A 16,772-nucleotide genomic window follows, 5' to 3' on the forward strand; every position below is an offset into this window, starting at 1 on the left:
CGAACGCGGTGGTGCTGTTGGGTATGGAGTTGTGGGTGGCGGTGGTGGCCGTGGCGAGCGGCGGCGGTGAGCCGGTCAGCCCGCGACGCCCGCGACGCCGCCGTCGCTCGCGAGCCGGATGACCCGCGTCGCGCCCGCCCGCACGAGCGTCGCGGCATCCGTCGCGGCGCCGGTCGCGACATCCGTGCCCGGCGCATCGATCACGGCGTCGCGCTCGGCGTGGTTGATCGCGACGAGGTAGCGCGTGCCGTCGTCGGCGACGCGGATGACTCGCTCGAGGCCCGTCGGCGGCGGCACGACCACGAGTCCGGCGTCGGCGAGCACGTCGTCGATGAACGCACCGAGCGTCGCCCCCTCGAACCGCGTCGAGAGATACCAGGCCGCGCCGTCGCCGAGCGCGTTGCGGGTGATCGCCGGCCGACCGGCCGCCGGTCCGTCGATGAAGTGCTCCACGGATGCCGCGCCCTCGAGCACGATCTCGTCGGACCACACCGTGCCCGCAGCCCCGCCCGTCACGGCCACGCGGCCGCCCTCGCGGAGCGGCTGGAACTCCTCGATCGTGAGGCCCAGCACGTCGCGCAGACGCCCCGGGAACGGTCCCGCCGGCACCGAGTCGAACTCGTCGACGATGCCCGAGAAGTACGACACGGCGAGCGTGCCGCCGCCCTCGACGTAGCCGCGCAGGTTCGCCGCCGACGCCTTGTCGAGCAGGTACAGCGACGGCGCGAACACCGCCGCGTAACCCGACAGGTCGTGCGACGGGTGCACGAAGTCGACCGTCACGCCGAGCTTCCACAGCTCGGCGTAGAACGCCTCGAGCCGCTCGCGATGCGAGAGGTCGACCGACGGCCGCCACTCGAGCTCCTGCGCCCAGAACGACTCGGTGCTCCAGACGATGGCGACGGATGCCTCGACGCGGCTGCCGCGCAGCTCCGACAGGTCGCCCACCAGATCGCCGAGCGCGACGACCTCGTTCCACACCCGCGACGTGCGCCCGGCGTGGGGGAGCATCGCGGAGTGGAACTTCTCGGCGCCGAACCGGCTGGCCCGGAACTGGAAGAACATGATCGCGTCGGCACCGCGCGCGAGGTGCGACATGCTGTTGCGGGCGAGCTCGCCCGGCCGCTTCGCGACGTTGCGCGGCTGCCAGTTCACGGCCGACGTCGAGTGCTCCATGAGCACCCATGGCTTGCCCGCCGCGAGCGAGCGGGTAAAGTCCGCGTCCATCGCGAGCATCACGTGCGCGTCGGCGCGCGAGGCGGTGAGGTAGTGGTCGTTCGACACGAGGTCCACCTCGGGCGCCCAGCGCCAGTAGTCGATCGCCGGGCAGCTCGTGGCCATGAAGTTCGTGGTGATCGGCTGCGTCGCGTGCCGGCGGATCGCGTCGCGCTCGAGCACGAAGCACTCGAGGAGCGCGTCGGAGCTGAACCGCTTGAAGTCGAGCTGGTGCGCCGGATTCGAGACGCTCGCCGACTGCCGCGGGGCATCCACCTCGTCCCAGGCGCCGTACACCTGGCCCCAGAAGGTCGTGCCCCATGCGGCGTTGAGCGCATCGAGCGATCCGTAGCGGCGCTCGAGCCAGACGCGGAAATTCGCGACGGATGCCTCGTCGAAGCTCTCGGCGACCGGCGCCCCGTACTCGTTGTGCACGTGCCACATCACGACGGCGGGGTGCTGTGCGTATCGCTCGGCGAGCTTCTCGGCGATGGCCGCGGCCGCGCGCCGGTACTCGGGGGAACTCGGTGACACGATGCCGCGCGAGCCGAATCCGAGCATCACGCCCTCGCGGGTCACGGGCCGCGCCTGCGGGTACGCCTTCCAGAACCAGGCCGGCGGCACGGTCGTGGGGGTGCCGAGGTCGACGTCGATGCCCGCTCCCGCGAGCAGGTCGAGCACCTCGTCGAGGAACGAGAAGTCATACGCGCCCTCGCGCGGCTCGAGCAGCGCCCACGAGAAGATGCCGACGCTCACCAGGTTGACGCCCGCCTCGCGCATGAGCTCGATGTCCTCGAGCCAGGTCTCGCGCGTCCACTGCTCGGGGTTGTAGTCGCCGCCGAAGCGGATCGCCGAGGTGCCGGGAATCCAACCGCTGCGCGCGGCGGCGTCCGCGGCGGCATCCGGTGCGGTGGCCGTGGCCCCAATGGCGGCGGCATCCGGTGCGGCATCCCTGTGCGGCGCGGTCTTCGAAGGCATGGAGCGTTCTCCCTTGAAACTGTGTGCGGTCACAGTTGTAACACAGCAATGGCGCGCCACGCCATCCACAGACTCAGGAGTTGACACAAAAGCTGGCCTGTGCGTTACTGGGATCGCTCACAGGCACAGCGCAGTCCTTCTCGATCGCGCACCGCCCACGGGCCATCCGCAATCACAGCTTTCGACAAGGAGGACGAATGCGTGCAGCATTCCGCACCGGCGCCATCGCCGCCGTTGCAGCCGCGGCGCTGATCATGACGGGCTGCTCGGCCGACACCGGCTCAGGAGGCAGCGCCGACGACCCGGTGGAGCTCACCTACTGGGCCTGGGCGCCCAACCTCGACAAGGTCGTCGACCTCTGGAACGACCAGAACCCCGACATCCAGGTCACCGTCAACAAGCAGGACGGCGGCGACCCCGCCATCACCAAGCTCCTCACGGCCATCAAGGCCGGCAGCGGCGCGCCCGACCTCATCCAGGCCGAGTACCAGAAGATCCCCACGCTCGTCTCGAGCGACGCGCTCGCCGACCTCGCGGGCACCGACGCGGCCGACCTCTCGGGTGACTTCCCCGACAGCGCCTGGGACTCCGTCACCCTCGGCGGCGACGCGCTCTACGCGATCCCGCAGGACACCGGCCCCATGATGTTCTTCTATCGCGACGACATCTTCACGCAGCTCGGCCTCACCGTGCCCACCACGTGGGACGAATACGCCGCGACCGCTCGCGCCCTGCACACCGCAGACCCCACGAAGTACCTCGGCACGTTCTCGTCGAACGACGCCGGCTGGTTCGCCGGGCTCTCGCAGCAGGCGGAGGCCGAGTGGTGGTCGATCGACGGTGACGCCTGGGGCGTCGGCATCGACGAGGAACCCACCCAGCAGGTCGCCGACTACTGGGGCGGCCTCGTCGAGGAGGGCGTCATCGACAACAAGCCGATGTACACCCCCGAGTGGAACGCGGCCCTCAACGACGGCACCCAGGCCGGCTGGCTCGGCGCCGTCTGGGGCCCGGGCGTGCTGAGCGGCAACGCCGCCGACACCGCCGGCCTCTGGAAGGCCGCGCCGCTGCCCAACTGGGGCTCCGACGTGTCGAACGGCAACTGGGGCGGCTCGTCCACGGCGGTCACCTCGCAGTCGAAGCACGTCGACGCCGCGGTGAAGTTCGCCACCTGGCTGAACACCGACCCCGAGGCCGTGCAGGCGCTCGTCACCGAGACCGGCATCTACCCCGCGTCGACGGATGCCGCGGCATCCGCCCTCACCGATGCGCCCGAGTTCTTCAGCAACCAGCCCGATTTCTACGACGTCGCCGCTGAGGCCGCCCAGGCCGTCGCGCCGTTCCAGTACGGACCGAACGTGAACGTCGCGTTCAGCGCCTACAACGACGAGTTCGCGAAGGCCGCCGAGTCGAAGACGCGCCAGGCATTCCTCGACGCGGTCGCCGCCATGCAGCAGATCACCGTCGACGACCTCGAGTCGAGCGGCTTCACCGTCGCAAAGTAGCCGACGGCGAGGGGGTGCCGGATGCCGGTGCCCCCTCGTCCCGGCCACGAGCCCCTCGCTCAGGCCAAGGACAGGACCAGGAAGGACCCGACGATGACCGCAACGGTCGAAACCCGGCCCCCGCGCGGCAGCACCGACCGCAGCGCCACCCGGCGCAGCGCCGGCCGCCGCAGCGCCACGCGACGCCATCTCACGCCGTGGATGATGCTCGCCCCCGGCATCGTGCTGTTCACGGTGTTCATGGCGGCGCCGATCCTCTACACGGTCGTGCTCTCGTTCCAGAAGGAGATGGTGAAGGGGCTCGGCCTCGGCTCGGGCTCAAAGACCCGCACCTTCGCCGGGTTCGAGAACTACGTCGCCACCCTCACCGACCCCGAGTTCCTCGCGAGCGTCGGGCGCGTGCTGCTCTACGGCGTCATCCTCGTGCCGACCATGCTCGGCCTCGCGCTCCTGTTCTCGCTGCTGCTCGACGCCCGCCGCACGGGCGCGAAGGGCTTCTCGCGGGTCTCGATCTTCCTGCCCTACGCCGTGCCCGCGGTCATCTCGTCGCTGCTCTGGGGCTTCCTCTACCTGCCGGCGGTCAGCCCGTTCTACTGGATCTTCGAGCAGCTCGGCTGGGACGACGTGCCGTCGCTCCTCTCGCCGGGGCTCGTCATCTTCGCGATCGCGAACATCGGCCTGTGGGGCGGCGTCGGCTTCAACATGATCGTGATGTACACGTCGCTCAAGGCGGTGCCGACCGAGATCTACGAGGCCGCACGCATCGACGGGGCATCCGAGCGCCAGATCGCCCTGCGCATCAAGGTGCCGATCATCATGCCCGCGCTCATCATGACCGCGCTGTTCTCGATGATCGCGACGCTGCAGGTGTTCGCCGAGCCGACCACCCTGCGTCCGCTCACGAACAGCCTCTCGACCACGTGGTCGCCGCTCATGTACGTGTACCGCGACGCGTTCACCCGCGACGACATCTACTCGGCGGCCGCGACCTCGGTGATCATCGCCGTCGCGACGTTCGCCATCTCCTTCTTCTTCCTCCGCGTCGTGCAGCGACGCGCCTTCGGCCAGGAGGACTGAGCCGTGACCATCACCAACCAGACCCGTGCGGTCGTGCTGCCCGAGCTCACCGAGGCATCCGAGGATCGCGGCGCCCTTCGTCGTGCCGGGCGCCGCGGTCGCGGAGGTGCCGGTGGTGCCGCCGGCGCAGGACGAGACCAGCGGATGCCGCTCGCCCCCGGCTCCACGGCCGTGCTGCTGCTCGGCGCGCTCTACTGCCTGCTGCCCGTCGCCTGGGTCGTGATCGCCTCGACGAAGGACGCCTCGGAGCTGTTCTCGACGTTCACGTTCGCGCCCTCGACCCACCTGTGGGACAACATCGTCGAGCTCACGAACTACCGCGACGGCCTCTACTGGCGGTGGATGCTGAACACGGCGATCTACGCCGGCTTCGGCGCGATCGTGTCGACGTACGTCTCGGCGCTCTCGGGCTACGCGCTCGCCAAGTACACGTTCCCGGGCAAGGGCGTCGTGTTCAAGGTGCTGCTCATGGGCGTGCTCGTACCCGGCGTGATCGTCGCCATCCCGCAGTACCTGCTGCTCGCGCAGGTCGGCCTCACGAACACGTACTGGTCGGTGCTGCTGCCGCAGCTCATCAGCCCCTACGGCATCTACCTGGCCCGCATCTACGCGGCGGCCGCAGTGCCGACCGACATCATCGAGTCGGCCCGCACCGAGGGGGCGCGGGAGCTGTTCATCTTCCACCGCATCGCCCTGCCGATGATGGGGCCGGGACTCGTGACGATCTTCCTGTTCCAGTTCGTCGCCGTCTGGAACAACTTCATGCTGCCGTACATCATGCTCGGCAACGACGAGCTGTTCCCGATCACGGTCGGGCTCTCGGGTCTGCTCAACCAGGGTGCGTCGCTGCCCGCGATGTACACGCTCGTGATCACGGGCGCACTGCTCTCGGTGATCCCGTTGATCGTGCTCTTCCTCGTGCTGCAGCGGTACTGGCGCGTCGACCTCGCGGCCGGCGCCGTGAAGGCGTGAGCGGGGCGGATGCCGCGGGCGGCGGCACCGCACGGTCTCGTTCGCCGCGCGGCGGCGCCGGGCGCACCTACACTGGCCACGTGAGCGAGCACGCGCCCAAGCGGCGACCGACGATCGAGGACGTCGCCCGTGAGTCGGGCGTCTCCCGCGGCACCGTCTCACGGGTGCTCAACGGCGGCCACTGGGTGAGCCCGACCGCCCGCGAGGCCGTCGAGCGCGCGATCAAGAAGACCGGGTACCGCATCAACCCGCACGCCAGGAACCTCGCGACCGCTCGCGCCAACTCGATCGCGTTCCTGCTCACCGAGTCGCAGGACCGCCTCTTCGAGGACCCCAACTTCTCCACGCTCATGCGTGGCGCCGCCGACGCGCTCGCCGAACGTGACCTGCCGCTCGTGCTGCTCATGGCCGGATCCGACGACGAGCAGCGGCGCGCGACCGAGTTCATCATGGGCGGCCACGTCGACGGCGCGCTGCTCGTGTCGTCCCACCGGGGTCGCGAGGGCTTCCTCGCCGAGCTCGTCGCCGCCGAGGTGCCCGTCGTGGCGTGCGGGGTGCCGCTCGGGTACGAGCGCCGCATCGGCTACGTCGCCGCCGACGACCTCGAGGGCGCCCGCGACCTCGTCGCCTACCTGCGGGACGCGGGACGCAACCGCATCGCGACCATCACCGGACCGCCCGACACCTCGGGCGGCATCGGCCGCCTCGAGGGCTACCGGCAGGAGCTCGGCGACGCGTTCGACGAGCGCCTCGTCGCCGAGGGCGACTACTCGCGGGCGAGCGGCATGCGGGCCATGGCCGAGCTCCTCGATCGCGTGCCCGACCTCGACGCGGTGTTCGTGGCGAACGACGTGATGGCCGCCGGCGCGCTCGACGTGCTGCGGGAGCGCGGCATCCGAGTGCCCGACGACGTCGCCGTCGCGGGCTTCGACGACGCGCCCATCGCGACGCGCGTCTCACCCGAGCTCACCACGATGCGCCAGCCGTTCGAGCGCATCGCGCACGAGATGGTGCGCATGCTGCTCGACGTCATCGACGGCCGTCCGGCCGGGCGGATGACGCTGCCCACCGAGCTCGTGCGCCGCGCCTCGGCGTAGCCGCGCGGGGCCCTCAGGGCGCTGTCCCAGCGACGAAAACGCAGGATATTCGGACGTATGGGTCCGTATACGGACTCATGTCGCTGAATCTCATGCGTTTCGGGCCCACCGGCGACGCAGAGGTCCGATTCCCGCCACCGGATGCGGCGCGCGGATGCCGCGGCGGGGTGAGGATGGAGGCATGACCCGCCGCCACGCCACGCTGCCGACACCCCTCGGCGACCTGCTCGTCGTCGCCGACGACGCCGGGCCCGACGGGCACGGGAGCGCCGGGCTCACCGGCGCGTACTTCCCAGGCCACTGGCACCCACCGGCATCCGGAACCATCGGCGACGAGGTCGACGCGCATGGCGACGCGCTGTTCGAGCGGTTCGCGGCGCAACTCGGCGAGTACCTGGCGGGCACGCGCACCGCGTTCGACCTGCTGCTGGCGCCCGACGGCGACGCCTTCCAGCATGCCGTCTGGATGATGCTGCGTGAGATCCCCTACGGCGAGACGACCTCGTACGGCGAGCTCGCCGCCCGGCTGGGCGACCGCAACCTCGCCCGCCGCGTGGGCAACGCCGTGGGGCGGAATCCGATCAGCATCGTCGTGCCGTGCCACCGCGTGGTCGGCGCCGACGGATCGCTCACCGGGTACGCGGGCGGCCTCGAGCGCAAGCGGTTCCTGCTCGAGCTCGAGGGCGCGCCCGTGGTCGCCCAGGCCCGACTGTTCTAGCCGGTCCGGGCGTTCCCGATCAGTCCTCGGAGATCTCGGCGACGGTCTCGGCGATCTGCGAGACCGACAGCTCGCGGGCGATGTCGGCCTGCGCGATGATGCCGACGAGGTCGTGCCCGTCGATGACCGGCAGGCGACGCACCTGGTGGTCCTGCATCACCTCGAGCGCCTCGCGGATGTCGTCGTCGGCGCCGATCGTGACGGGCTTGCCCTCGGCGAGGCTTCCCGCCGTGACGGTGTTCGGGTCGCCGCCCTCGGCGATGCACTTCACGACGATGTCGCGGTCGGTGAGCATGCCCTTCAGCCGGTTGTCGTTCCCGCAGATCGGCATCGCGCCGACATCGAGGTCGCGCAGCAGCCGCGCCGCCTCGACGAGGGTCTGGTCCTCCTTCACGCACTGGGGGTCGGGCGTCATGAGATCGCGTGCCACAGTCATCGGAGTCGTCCTTTCTCTGGGCTGTGTGCGGCATGCTACGCACGCGCCGGCGTCACCGCGCGGGGGTTGACGCCGGTGCCCGCCGACTCGCCCCGAGGCCTACTTGCCCATGATCGTGTTCAGCGCGAGCACGATGATGAAGCCGTTGAAGAAGAAGCTGAGCACCGAGTGCCAGACGACCGTCCACCGGATGCGCGGCGTCGTCTCGACGTCGTTGGGCGTGAAGCTCGTGCCCACCATGAACGCCACGTAGACGAAGTCGAGCAGCGTCGGTTCGGTCGTGTGCAGGAAGACGAGCGGCGGCTCGGATGCCGCGGCCGGGGTCGTTGCCGCGGCCGCACCGCCGGCACCGCCCACCCGTGCCCGCCGTACCCTGCCCGGCCCCTGGTGGTACACGCGGTAGTAGATCTGCGCGAAGCCCCAGTGCAGGAACCCCCAGGCGAGCAGCATCGCCCACACCCCGAAGAAGTCGATCGCAGTGCCGAAGGCGGGGTCGGATCGCAGCACGAGCAGCTCGCTCGCGGCCGAGACGCCGATGAAGCTCGACACGATGGTGATGAGCAGCGACGCCAGGCGCCCGGGCGGCCTCGTCGAGATGAGGGTCGGCGAGCTTCGCCACGAGCTGCGCGAGATGCGCCCGAGCACGATCATCCAGCCGACCATGTACGCGGTCGAGAGCAGGCACCACAGCGCGAGCGAGATGATCTGGAAGTCGGTCCCCTGGTCGGCGAACACGAACGCCACGCCCACGATGAGCACGATCCCGAGCGCCACGAGGTTCAGCACCCGCCCCGCGCTCCGGGTGGCGACGACGACCCGCGACGCCGTGGCCTCCGACATGCGCGCCTCCCCCGTGAGCACCGAGCCCGCGACGCCGTGCGCGGCGCGTCCCCCTATGGTGCACCGGGGCGGGGCTCCGTGGCCAGAGGCGGGCGCATGTCCCGTGCGGCGGCGCGGATGCGCGGGGACCGGATGGCCGGGCGGATGCCGTGAGCGGATGCCGCGAGCGGATGCCGCGGCATCCGTCATGCTTGAACGCATGCCCGAACCCGCAGCTCCGTCGTCGCCCGAGGCACAGGCCGCCCTCGCGGTGCTGGCCGATCGCGTGCGGCGGCGGCACGCGGCGTCCGCTGGACGCGTCGCGCTCGGCATCACCGGGAGCCCGGGCGCGGGCAAGACGACGCTCGCGCAGTCGCTCGTCGCGGCGCTGAACGCGGACGCCGCCGCAGCGACCGCCGCTGCGCCCGGCCTTGCCGTGCACCTGCCAATGGACGGCTTCCACCTCGCGAACGCGACCCTCGACCGCCTCGGGCTGCGGCACCGCAAGGGCGCGATCGAGACGTTCGACGGCTGGGGCTTCGTGGCGCTGCTCGAGCGCGTGCGACGCGAGGTCGACCGCACGGTCTTCGCGCCCGCGTTCGAGCGAGACGTCGACGAGCCGGTCGCCGGCGCGATCGCCATCGAGCCGGCGGCGCGCATCGTGGTCGTCGAGGGCAACTACCTGCTCGGCGAGGCCGAGCCCTGGAGCCGGGTGCGCGACCTGCTCGACGAGGCGTGGTTCTGCGACGCCGACGACGATGAGCGGATCTCGCGGCTGGTCCACCGGCACACGGCCTTCGGCCGCTCACCCGAGGCGGCCCATGCCTGGGCGACCGACGTCGACGGCGCCAACGCGCGCGGCATCGAGCCCACCCGCAACCGGGCCGACTTGGTGGTGTCGGGCGTCACGTGGCGAGCGCTCGACGGCTGAGGCCACGGCGTCGGTGGTCGCGGTTGGGGGTGCTGCGTCAGCCCGTCGTGTCGGTCGTCACCCGGCCCGACGCATCCACCGTGACGACCGTCGTGAGCTTCTTGCGATTGAGCGCGCGGTAGGCGACGTAGATGAGCCAGAGCCCGCCGGTCAGGATGATGAGGACCAGATTCCAGAACCAGCCGATGCGCTTGTTCTTCGAGAGCACCGCCTGCCCGCCGGTGAACGTCTGCACGGTCCAGCCGCGCTGCACGTAGCGCGCGACCTCGGTGCTGAGGATCTGCGTGCGGGTCTCGTCCGACAGCGGCACCGGGCCGCCCGCGTTCACTTCCGTCATCCCCGTACCGTACCGCCGGCGATGCCGTCCCCACATCCCTCGGGACCGGTCGGCGCCTCGAGGAGTACCCTTGGGGGCAGCCGTGGGACCCGAAGGAGCCGCCCATGCCGTACTACATCATCGAGCGGAACTTCGCCGAAGAAGTGCAGACCCCCGTCGCCGACGCACTCAACATCAACCTCATCAACGATGAGGAAGAGGTGCGCTGGCTCTACTCATTCCTCTCGGTCGACCGGCGCAAGACGTACTGCCTGTACGAGGCGCCGTCCATCGAGGCGATCCGCGCCGCGGCGGTGCGGGCGGGGCTGCCGGCCGACGTGGTGACTGAGCTCACCGGCCGGGTGATGCCGAACGGTCTCCTGCAGACGATCAGCTGAATTCACGCCAGTCCGCGCTCGCGCGCGACGGTGATCACGCCAGTCCGCGCTCGCGCGCATACATCGCAGCTTGGGTGCGGTTGGCGGCACCGATCTTCGTCAGGATGTTGCGCACGTGGTTCGCGGCCGTGTGCTCGCTGATCACGAGTGCACCGGCGATATCGCGGTTGCTCCGCCCCTCGGCGAGGAGCCCGATCACCTCACGCTCGCGTGCGGTCAGCATGCCTTCGCCGGTGCCCGTGCCCGCGTCGGCCGCGGCTGGGGCGAAGCCGACGTCGAGTTCGTGCAGCACCCGTGCCATCCCGGCCGGTTCGGCGAGGGCACGAGCTCGCGCCGCATGCGCGGCCGCCTCCGCGGAGCCCGGCTCGAGGCGGTCGAGGTGCGTCGCCATGGCGGCGAGCGTGCGAGCAACGTGGAGCGCGGCATCCGTTCGCTCCGCGAGGTCGAGAGCGGCGGCGAACCGATCGGGCGGTGAACCAGTGCCGCAGAGCGACTCGACCTGCCCGAGGTAGCAGTCAGCCGGACCGAAGGGGGCCACGAACAGGCCGGACATGAGGTTGAGGCCCGAATAGTCCGACAGCCATCGGTGCAGGCGCTGTGCGACGTCGGCGTCCTCGAGCCAGAGCGCGGCCTCCGTCATGAACGCCAGGCGCGCGGGCCAGTCGCTCGAGTCGGGCGAGACGGCGCCGACGTGCTCGAGCATCCAGTCGAGGGTGCGACGCGTCGGCTCCCTGAGCCCGAGCTCCGTGTAGAGCGCGAGGAGCCCCGGCGCCCAGCGATCCGCCGGCGACTCGTCGCCGCTCACGAAGGGACGTATCCGCTCGAGGGCGCCCCGTTCACGGCGCAGCATGTAGCTCTGCAGGGCCGACGCACTCGCGTCGCCGTCCGAACGGAACGTCTTCTCGTCCCGTTCCACGCGTTGACAGGCGCTTGTCGCGTCGTCGAGCCGGCCGGCGATCAGCGCTCGGATGAACTGCAGGCTGTGGACCCAGTAGTCCCAATGGCGGGTCCAACGGCGGCTCAGCTCGACGCAGTCCCGCTCCGCCTCGTCCATCGCGGCGCGATCGCCGACGAGGTACGCGTTCGCCCCGAGGTGCAACGCGGCGGCGCCGATCCATTCCGTCCCGGTCAGGTGCACGAGCGGGAGGAGCTCGCGCACCCGTTCCAGGCGCCGCTCGACGCCGGCAGGGCGGAGCGTCAGCGAGACGGTCGAACGCAGCACCGCGGTGAGCACCTGCGGATCACCGAGGGCACGCGCCAGCGTGACGGCATGCTCGCCGATGCGCTGCGCGTCGTCGACGGCGCCGGTGAAGGCCGTCGCGCGCGCCGTCGACGCGAGCGCCTCGACGTAGAGCGGATCGTGCTCGTCGGGCTGGATGGCGGCCAGCGCCTTCGTCAGCATCTCGAGGGCCCGGCTGCCCGGCAGCCCCGGGCGCCACGAGGCATCCTCGAACCCGATGGCCGCACGGACGCGCAGCCGCGGATCGCCCGACGCCCCGGTGGCGCGCTCGTAGAGTGAGCGCGCTCGGGGCGTGTCGGACGCCAGATTCCAGCTCTCCGCCGCGCGGAAGAGGAGTTCGGCGCGCTCGTCGGCGTCGGGCGTGATCTCCGCTGCGCGCTCGAACAGTCGCCCGGCGTCCTCGTATGCGACCCGATCCTCGGCGAGCTGGGCGGCGCGCACGAGGTAGGTGACCGCGCGGTCGCCGAATCCGAGCGCCCGCGCCGCGGCGTAGTGGTGGGCGAGTCGCTGGATGAGCCGGGGAGCCGCGGGGAAGTCGGCTTCGAGGACCTGGGCGATGCGGGCGTGGACGCGCAGGAGCTCGGTTCCCGGCATGAGGTCGACGACCGCCTGCCGCGCGATGGCGTGGGGGAACCGGTACCGGTCGCCCGCCTGCCGGGGCGCCTCCAGCAGTCCCGTCCGCGTCGCGGCATCCATCGCCTGCAGTGTGACGTCGACGGATGCCTCGCTGATGCCGAGTACCTCGCTGAGGTCGACCTCCTGCCCGAGCACTGCCGCGAGTTCCAGCACCGCTCGCTGCGCGCCGTCGAGCAGGGCCGCGCGGGCGCGCACCTGGTCCCCGACCGAGTCCGGCAACTCGATGACGCGTCGATCGCCGACTCGCTCCGCCTCGACCACCCGCCGCCACATCGCGCGGAGGAGGAACGGGTTGCCGCCCGTGAGCTCTGCCAGCACGCCAGCCGACTCGCGGGCTTCCGACGGCGACACCCCTGCGCGGACGACCACGTAGTGGGCGATCTCGTCGAGCGTGAACGGCGGAAGCTCGATCCGCTGCACGCCGCGGAGCCGCTCGAGCGATGCGAGGGTCTCGGCCAACGCGTCGGAACGGTCGGGTGGTGCGGCGCGGAGGGTTCCGATGAGGAGCAGCCTCGATGCCGTCATCGATTCGACGATGCGACCGAGGAGCCGGATCGCCGCGGGGCCCGCCCAGTGCAGGTCCTCGAGCACGAGCACAACCGGACGCCGTCCGGTAGCGGATCGCAGCACGTCGACGACCGCCTCGAACACGCGCTCCTGGCCGAGGAACGGGGCGCCGGCGTCCGGCTCGGTGCGCTCGAGCATGCGCTCGATGAGGTCGGCCGACTCCACCTCTTCCGCGTCGGTGGCGCCGTCGAGGAACGCCGGCGCCAGCACGCGCAGCGGGTCGCCGAAGGGCTCGAACGGCGCGCCGAGCTCCTGGATGCATGCGCCCACGAGCACGGCGGCGCCGTCGCCGTGGATGTCGGTGGCGACCTCGCTCACGAGGCGCGACTTGCCCGAGCCCGGCTCGCCGCTGAGGAAGACCGCGCGCCCCGCGCCGCCCACCGCGTCGGCCCACGCTGCGTGGAGCGCCTCGACCTCGTCGTGCCGGGCGATGAATGGCGGCTGACCGGACGTCGTCCATCCCGCCGGCAGCGCCGGGGCGGACCATTCCCGCATCTGCCCACCATATTCCCGGCGCGCGCGGGCGGCGATGGTCCGAATTGACTAGTCTCCCCGCCGCCGGAAGATGGGCAGCCCACGTCATGCGGCGCCTCCACCGCCTTCCTAGCGTGAAGCCCACGATGATCCTCCGGACCGTCGGATCATGAAGGGAATCAGATCATGGACGTTCGTGCGTTCCTCATCATCCCGGCGGCCGTGGTCGTGGCCGTGCTCGCCGGGTGCGGACAGACGGGTGCGGCATCCGGTGCCGGCGCGGGCTCCGGTGCCGCGCACGTGAAGGCCCCGTCGACGTGGGTGTGCAGCGCTCCCGCCTACATCAGGGAGCGGGCGCCCGAGGGCGCCTGCGACAGCGTGGACGGCAACGGTGCCGACACTTCGGCGGTCGATGACGACCTCTCGCCGGCGATCGGTCGGTGACCACTGGCCGACACCCTCCACCGACGCCCGCCGCCCTGCCGCTCACCGCGGTGGGGCGCCGGCGCGAGTGCGGGCAGCGGCTCGGTCACCCCCCATCCGTGGGCTTGCCGCTCGACCGGGCACGACGTAGTGTCACCAACGACTGCGCTCCCGGAACCCGATCGGAGTCACGATGCCCGCAACCGCACTCCCCTCCAGTGGTGAGAGTCGGCCTGAACCCCGACCGAGCGGCATCGCCGCGGCCAAGACCTGCGACGCGAGCGGCATGGCCGAGATCCATCGCATGTTCCGTGCGGGCTTCGGCGAGGCGCCGACGCTCGTCGCCGGGGTGGCCGACGGCGACGTGGCGCACGCCGAGGTGGTGAGCGACCACCTCCGCATGCTGTCGGTCGGGCTGCACGCGCACCACGAGGGCGAGGACGCCATGCTCTGGGATGCGCTCGGCCAGCGGGCTCCGTCGTGCAGCGTGCACGTGCAGCGCATGAAGGCCCAGCACGCCCAGCTGCTCGTGCACCTCACGGCCCTCGATGCGGCGCTGCCGGCGTGGCGGGCGAGCGCAACGACGACGGATGCCGCGGCGGTCCTCGCAGCGCTCGACGGCATCAATGCGGCGCTCGCCGAGCACCTCCCCGACGAGGAGTCGAACATCGTGCCCGTGATGGAGACGGTGATCACGCAGCAGGAGGTCGACGCCCTCGCGACCCACGGCCGCAAGGCGACGCCGAAGGGGCAGATGTTCCTGCAGTTGGGCGCGATCCTCGCCGCGCAGCCCGACGGAGGGGTCGCCTGGCAGAAGGCGCACCTGCCCGGGCCGGTCCGGGTCATCTGGCGCGTGGTGGGCCGCTCGAAGTACGAGGCGAACCGGGCAGAGCTGGTCGGCGACCGCCGGCCGTAGCGGAGGTGCCCTCGGCCATCGTGCTCAGGGCAGCGGCGGCGACGGCGCCTCGTGCAGCATCCGGAACTCGTGCCGGCGCAGCAGCTTCAGCACCACGTTCGCCGGCGGTCCGAACGCCGTGAGGCCCGCGTCGGTCGTGCAGGGGGCGATGCCGTCGATCGCGTAGTCCCGTCCGTGCCAGACCACCGTGCATCGACCGTGGGCCGCCTCGACGTTGCGGTACCAGTTCACGCCCGTGCCGTAGGTGAGCTCCGCGACGAAGCCGTCGGGCACGCGGGCGAGGATCAGGGGCGTCTCGAACACTGCACCCGACTTGCGGCCGGTGTGCCGTACGAGTGAGAACGGCCCGAAGCCGGCGTGCGCCATCCGCAGCGTGAGCGGATTCAGGGCGTGCTTGATCGTCCAGAGCCATGCCCGCTTGATGGGGCCGCCGGTGCTCCGCGCCACGGTGGGCCCGTCACTCCGCCATCGACGAGCGCCGACCGGTGCTCGGGGCCACGGACGCCTGCAACGGCGCCGACTGGAGCAGCTGCAGGATCGCGTTCAGCGGGATGGCCGCCCACGTCGGGCGGTTGCGGGTCTCGTAGATCGCCTCGTAGACGGCCTTGTCGAGCTCGAACGCGGCGAGCAGGTCGCGGTAGCGGCTGAGGTCGAGGCCGGATGCCGCGACGTAGCCGTCGAGGAAGGCTCGGCGTGCGGCATCCGCCCACCGTGCCGCCGTGGCGGCGCGCTCGGGCAGCGCCAGCGCGGTCGATCCCGCGACGTAGTCGAACGAGCGCAGCATTCCGGCGACGTCGCGCGCGGGAAGGTCGGGACGGCACCGCTCGCGCATCGGGCGCAGCGGCTCGCCCTCGAAATCGAGCAGCACCCACCCGCGACCGGGCACGAGCAGCACCTGGCCGAGGTGCAGGTCGCCGTGGATGCGCTGCAGTTCGGGCCACGCGCCGGCCCGAGCCCGAGCGTAGAAGGCCTCGATCGCCGGGCGGTGCCGGTCGAGCTCGTGCACCTCGGCCACGGCGATGCCGAGCCGACGCGTCCAGGCGCCCGTGATCCGGTCCACGAGCGCCGGCTCGGGTGGCTCGCGCGGGAACAGCTCGCCGAGCGAGAGATGCACCTCGGCGACCGCGGCGCCGAGCGCGCGCGCCTCGACGTCGAACGGCGTCCCGGCCGATGCGGCGGCCAGCGCCACGCGCCAGGCGTCCTCGACCCCGGGCAGGAACTCCTGCGCGAACGCGAGGTGGCCGCGCGCCCGGCCGCTGGGCCGGCCGACGTCGTCCCATTCGCCCAGCACGTCGCCCACCGTCGCCGGCACGTGCGGCGAGCCCGCCTTGGCCAGTGCCGTCTGCAGCGTGACATCCGGATTGTCGCCGTCGTGCAGCTGCCGGAACACCTTGCAGATGATCGGTGCCGACCTGGCCGGCCGGTAGATGATCGACGTGTTCGACTGCTCGCCGCCGAGCACGGTCGCCGGCGCGCTCCGCGGCGGTCGAGCGGATGCCGCGGCGTCGCCCGAGTAACGGCCGCGCGCGGTCGCGGCACTGGGGCCCGCGGCGATCGCCTCGCCCTCGTCGACGATCATCGCGAGCAGCGCATCGGTGTAGGCGGGGTCGTGCGGTCCGTCGTAGAGCCACCGGTCGCCGCCCTCGGGTCCGCCGCCGGGCACTCCGACTCGAGCAGGCAACCGGGCGATGAGGTGCTCGGATGCCGCGGGCGACTCCTGGGGTTCCGCCCGCTCGACCACCGGCACCTGGTAGAGGATCGGCGGCTCCGAGGCGTCGTCCATGAGGAAGAGGGTGCGGACGTTCGCGCCCTCCTCGGCGGTGGGCGACTCGAGCGCCCCGATGACGCGAAGCTCGGGCGCGTGCCCCTTGCCGCCGAACCAGCGCTGCTGCGGCATCCACCCGGCGATCGCGGCAACGGCCCTGTCCATGCCTGAACCGTACGGCGAGCCGCGGCGGATGTCGAGGCGAGACGCCGAGCGCAGGGCGGAGCGCGGCTCGCCAGTCGCGAGTCGCCCGTGCGAACCAGCCTTGGCGGCCGTGCACAAGGGGCTG

At 71.5% G+C, this 16,772-nt stretch carries 16 protein-coding genes; 9 read left to right on the forward strand and 7 right to left on the reverse strand.

Annotation, left to right across the window (positions count from 1 at the left end; translation table 11 throughout):
• Positions 1 to 75: 75 nt before the first annotated feature.
• Entirely contained in the window at positions 76 to 2,193 is a 2,118-nt protein-coding gene (locus AC1DZA_RS01530) for a beta-galactosidase (protein WP_476771426.1), read from the reverse strand.
• Between the two features lie 197 nt (positions 2,194 to 2,390).
• On the opposite strand from AC1DZA_RS01530, the gene AC1DZA_RS01535 reads away from it, so the two are divergent.
• From AC1DZA_RS01535 to AC1DZA_RS01555, 5 genes are all read left to right on the forward strand, one after another.
• Complete coding sequence (locus tag AC1DZA_RS01535) at positions 2,391 to 3,698, forward strand: ABC transporter substrate-binding protein (protein WP_476771427.1); 1,308 nt, start codon at positions 2,391 to 2,393, stop codon at positions 3,696 to 3,698.
• Positions 3,699 to 3,791: 93 nt separating this feature from the next.
• Positions 3,792 to 4,775, forward strand: coding sequence for a carbohydrate ABC transporter permease (locus tag AC1DZA_RS01540; RefSeq protein ID WP_476771428.1), 984 nt, complete (start codon positions 3,792 to 3,794; stop codon positions 4,773 to 4,775).
• Between the two features lie 144 nt (positions 4,776 to 4,919).
• The gene (locus AC1DZA_RS01545; RefSeq protein ID WP_476763095.1) at positions 4,920 to 5,747 is read left to right on the forward strand and encodes a carbohydrate ABC transporter permease; all 828 of its coding nucleotides are present in this window, start codon (positions 4,920 to 4,922) and stop codon (positions 5,745 to 5,747) included.
• 80 nt (positions 5,748 to 5,827) lie between these two features.
• The gene (locus tag AC1DZA_RS01550; protein ID WP_159606313.1) at positions 5,828 to 6,844 is read left to right on the forward strand and encodes a LacI family DNA-binding transcriptional regulator; all 1,017 of its coding nucleotides are present in this window, start codon (positions 5,828 to 5,830) and stop codon (positions 6,842 to 6,844) included.
• Positions 6,845 to 7,025: 181 nt separating this feature from the next.
• Positions 7,026 to 7,562 carry a methylated-DNA--[protein]-cysteine S-methyltransferase gene (locus AC1DZA_RS01555; RefSeq protein ID WP_476771429.1) on the forward strand — a complete coding sequence of 179 codons (537 nt, stop codon included), beginning with the start codon at positions 7,026 to 7,028 and terminating at the stop codon, positions 7,560 to 7,562.
• A 19-nt stretch (positions 7,563 to 7,581) separates the two neighbouring features.
• Here AC1DZA_RS01555 and AC1DZA_RS01560 read toward each other — a convergent pair whose 3' ends face one another.
• Together AC1DZA_RS01560 and AC1DZA_RS01565 are read right to left on the reverse strand one after the other, a co-directional pair.
• Entirely contained in the window at positions 7,582 to 7,998 is a 417-nt protein-coding gene (locus tag AC1DZA_RS01560; RefSeq protein WP_476771430.1) for a CBS domain-containing protein, read from the reverse strand.
• A 99-nt stretch (positions 7,999 to 8,097) separates the two neighbouring features.
• Complete coding sequence (locus AC1DZA_RS01565; RefSeq protein WP_476771431.1) at positions 8,098 to 8,838, reverse strand: DUF1345 domain-containing protein; 741 nt, start codon at positions 8,836 to 8,838, stop codon at positions 8,098 to 8,100.
• A 199-nt stretch (positions 8,839 to 9,037) separates the two neighbouring features.
• Between AC1DZA_RS01565 and AC1DZA_RS01570 the strand changes: the two genes are divergently transcribed.
• Entirely contained in the window at positions 9,038 to 9,748 is a 711-nt protein-coding gene (locus AC1DZA_RS01570) for a nucleoside/nucleotide kinase family protein (RefSeq protein WP_476771432.1), read from the forward strand.
• Between the two features lie 37 nt (positions 9,749 to 9,785).
• On the opposite strand, the gene AC1DZA_RS01575 is transcribed toward AC1DZA_RS01570, so the two are convergent.
• Positions 9,786 to 10,085 (reverse strand): hypothetical protein, encoded by a 300-nt coding sequence (locus AC1DZA_RS01575; RefSeq protein ID WP_476771433.1) that lies wholly within the window; start codon positions 10,083 to 10,085, stop codon positions 9,786 to 9,788.
• A gap of 104 nt (positions 10,086 to 10,189) precedes the next feature.
• Here AC1DZA_RS01575 and AC1DZA_RS01580 point away from each other — a divergent pair, with 104 nt between their 5' ends.
• Positions 10,190 to 10,462, forward strand: coding sequence for a DUF4242 domain-containing protein (locus AC1DZA_RS01580; RefSeq protein WP_476771434.1), 273 nt, complete (start codon positions 10,190 to 10,192; stop codon positions 10,460 to 10,462).
• Positions 10,463 to 10,496: 34 nt separating this feature from the next.
• On the opposite strand, the gene AC1DZA_RS01585 is transcribed toward AC1DZA_RS01580, so the two are convergent.
• On the reverse strand, positions 10,497 to 13,400 hold the full coding sequence (locus AC1DZA_RS01585) for an ATP-binding protein (protein ID WP_476771435.1): 2,904 nt from the start codon (positions 13,398 to 13,400) through the stop codon (positions 10,497 to 10,499).
• A 165-nt stretch (positions 13,401 to 13,565) separates the two neighbouring features.
• On the opposite strand from AC1DZA_RS01585, the gene AC1DZA_RS01590 reads away from it, so the two are divergent.
• Both AC1DZA_RS01590 and AC1DZA_RS01595 read left to right on the forward strand, forming a co-directional pair.
• Positions 13,566 to 13,823, forward strand: a complete 258-nt coding sequence (locus tag AC1DZA_RS01590) for a hypothetical protein (protein ID WP_476771436.1) — start codon at positions 13,566 to 13,568, stop codon at positions 13,821 to 13,823.
• Between the two features lie 172 nt (positions 13,824 to 13,995).
• Positions 13,996 to 14,718 (forward strand): hemerythrin domain-containing protein, encoded by a 723-nt coding sequence (locus AC1DZA_RS01595; protein WP_476771437.1) that lies wholly within the window; start codon positions 13,996 to 13,998, stop codon positions 14,716 to 14,718.
• Positions 14,719 to 14,742: 24 nt separating this feature from the next.
• Here the strand turns inward: AC1DZA_RS01595 and AC1DZA_RS01600 are convergent, their stop codons facing one another.
• Both AC1DZA_RS01600 and AC1DZA_RS01605 read right to left on the reverse strand, forming a co-directional pair.
• Complete coding sequence (locus AC1DZA_RS01600; RefSeq protein ID WP_476771438.1) at positions 14,743 to 15,165, reverse strand: PNPOx family protein; 423 nt, start codon at positions 15,163 to 15,165, stop codon at positions 14,743 to 14,745.
• A 10-nt stretch (positions 15,166 to 15,175) separates the two neighbouring features.
• Positions 15,176 to 16,648 (reverse strand): maltokinase N-terminal cap-like domain-containing protein, encoded by a 1,473-nt coding sequence (locus tag AC1DZA_RS01605; protein WP_476771439.1) that lies wholly within the window; start codon positions 16,646 to 16,648, stop codon positions 15,176 to 15,178.
• Positions 16,649 to 16,772: the final 124 nt, after the last annotated feature.

This window comes from Agromyces sp. P2_B3 (assembly GCF_056404815.1).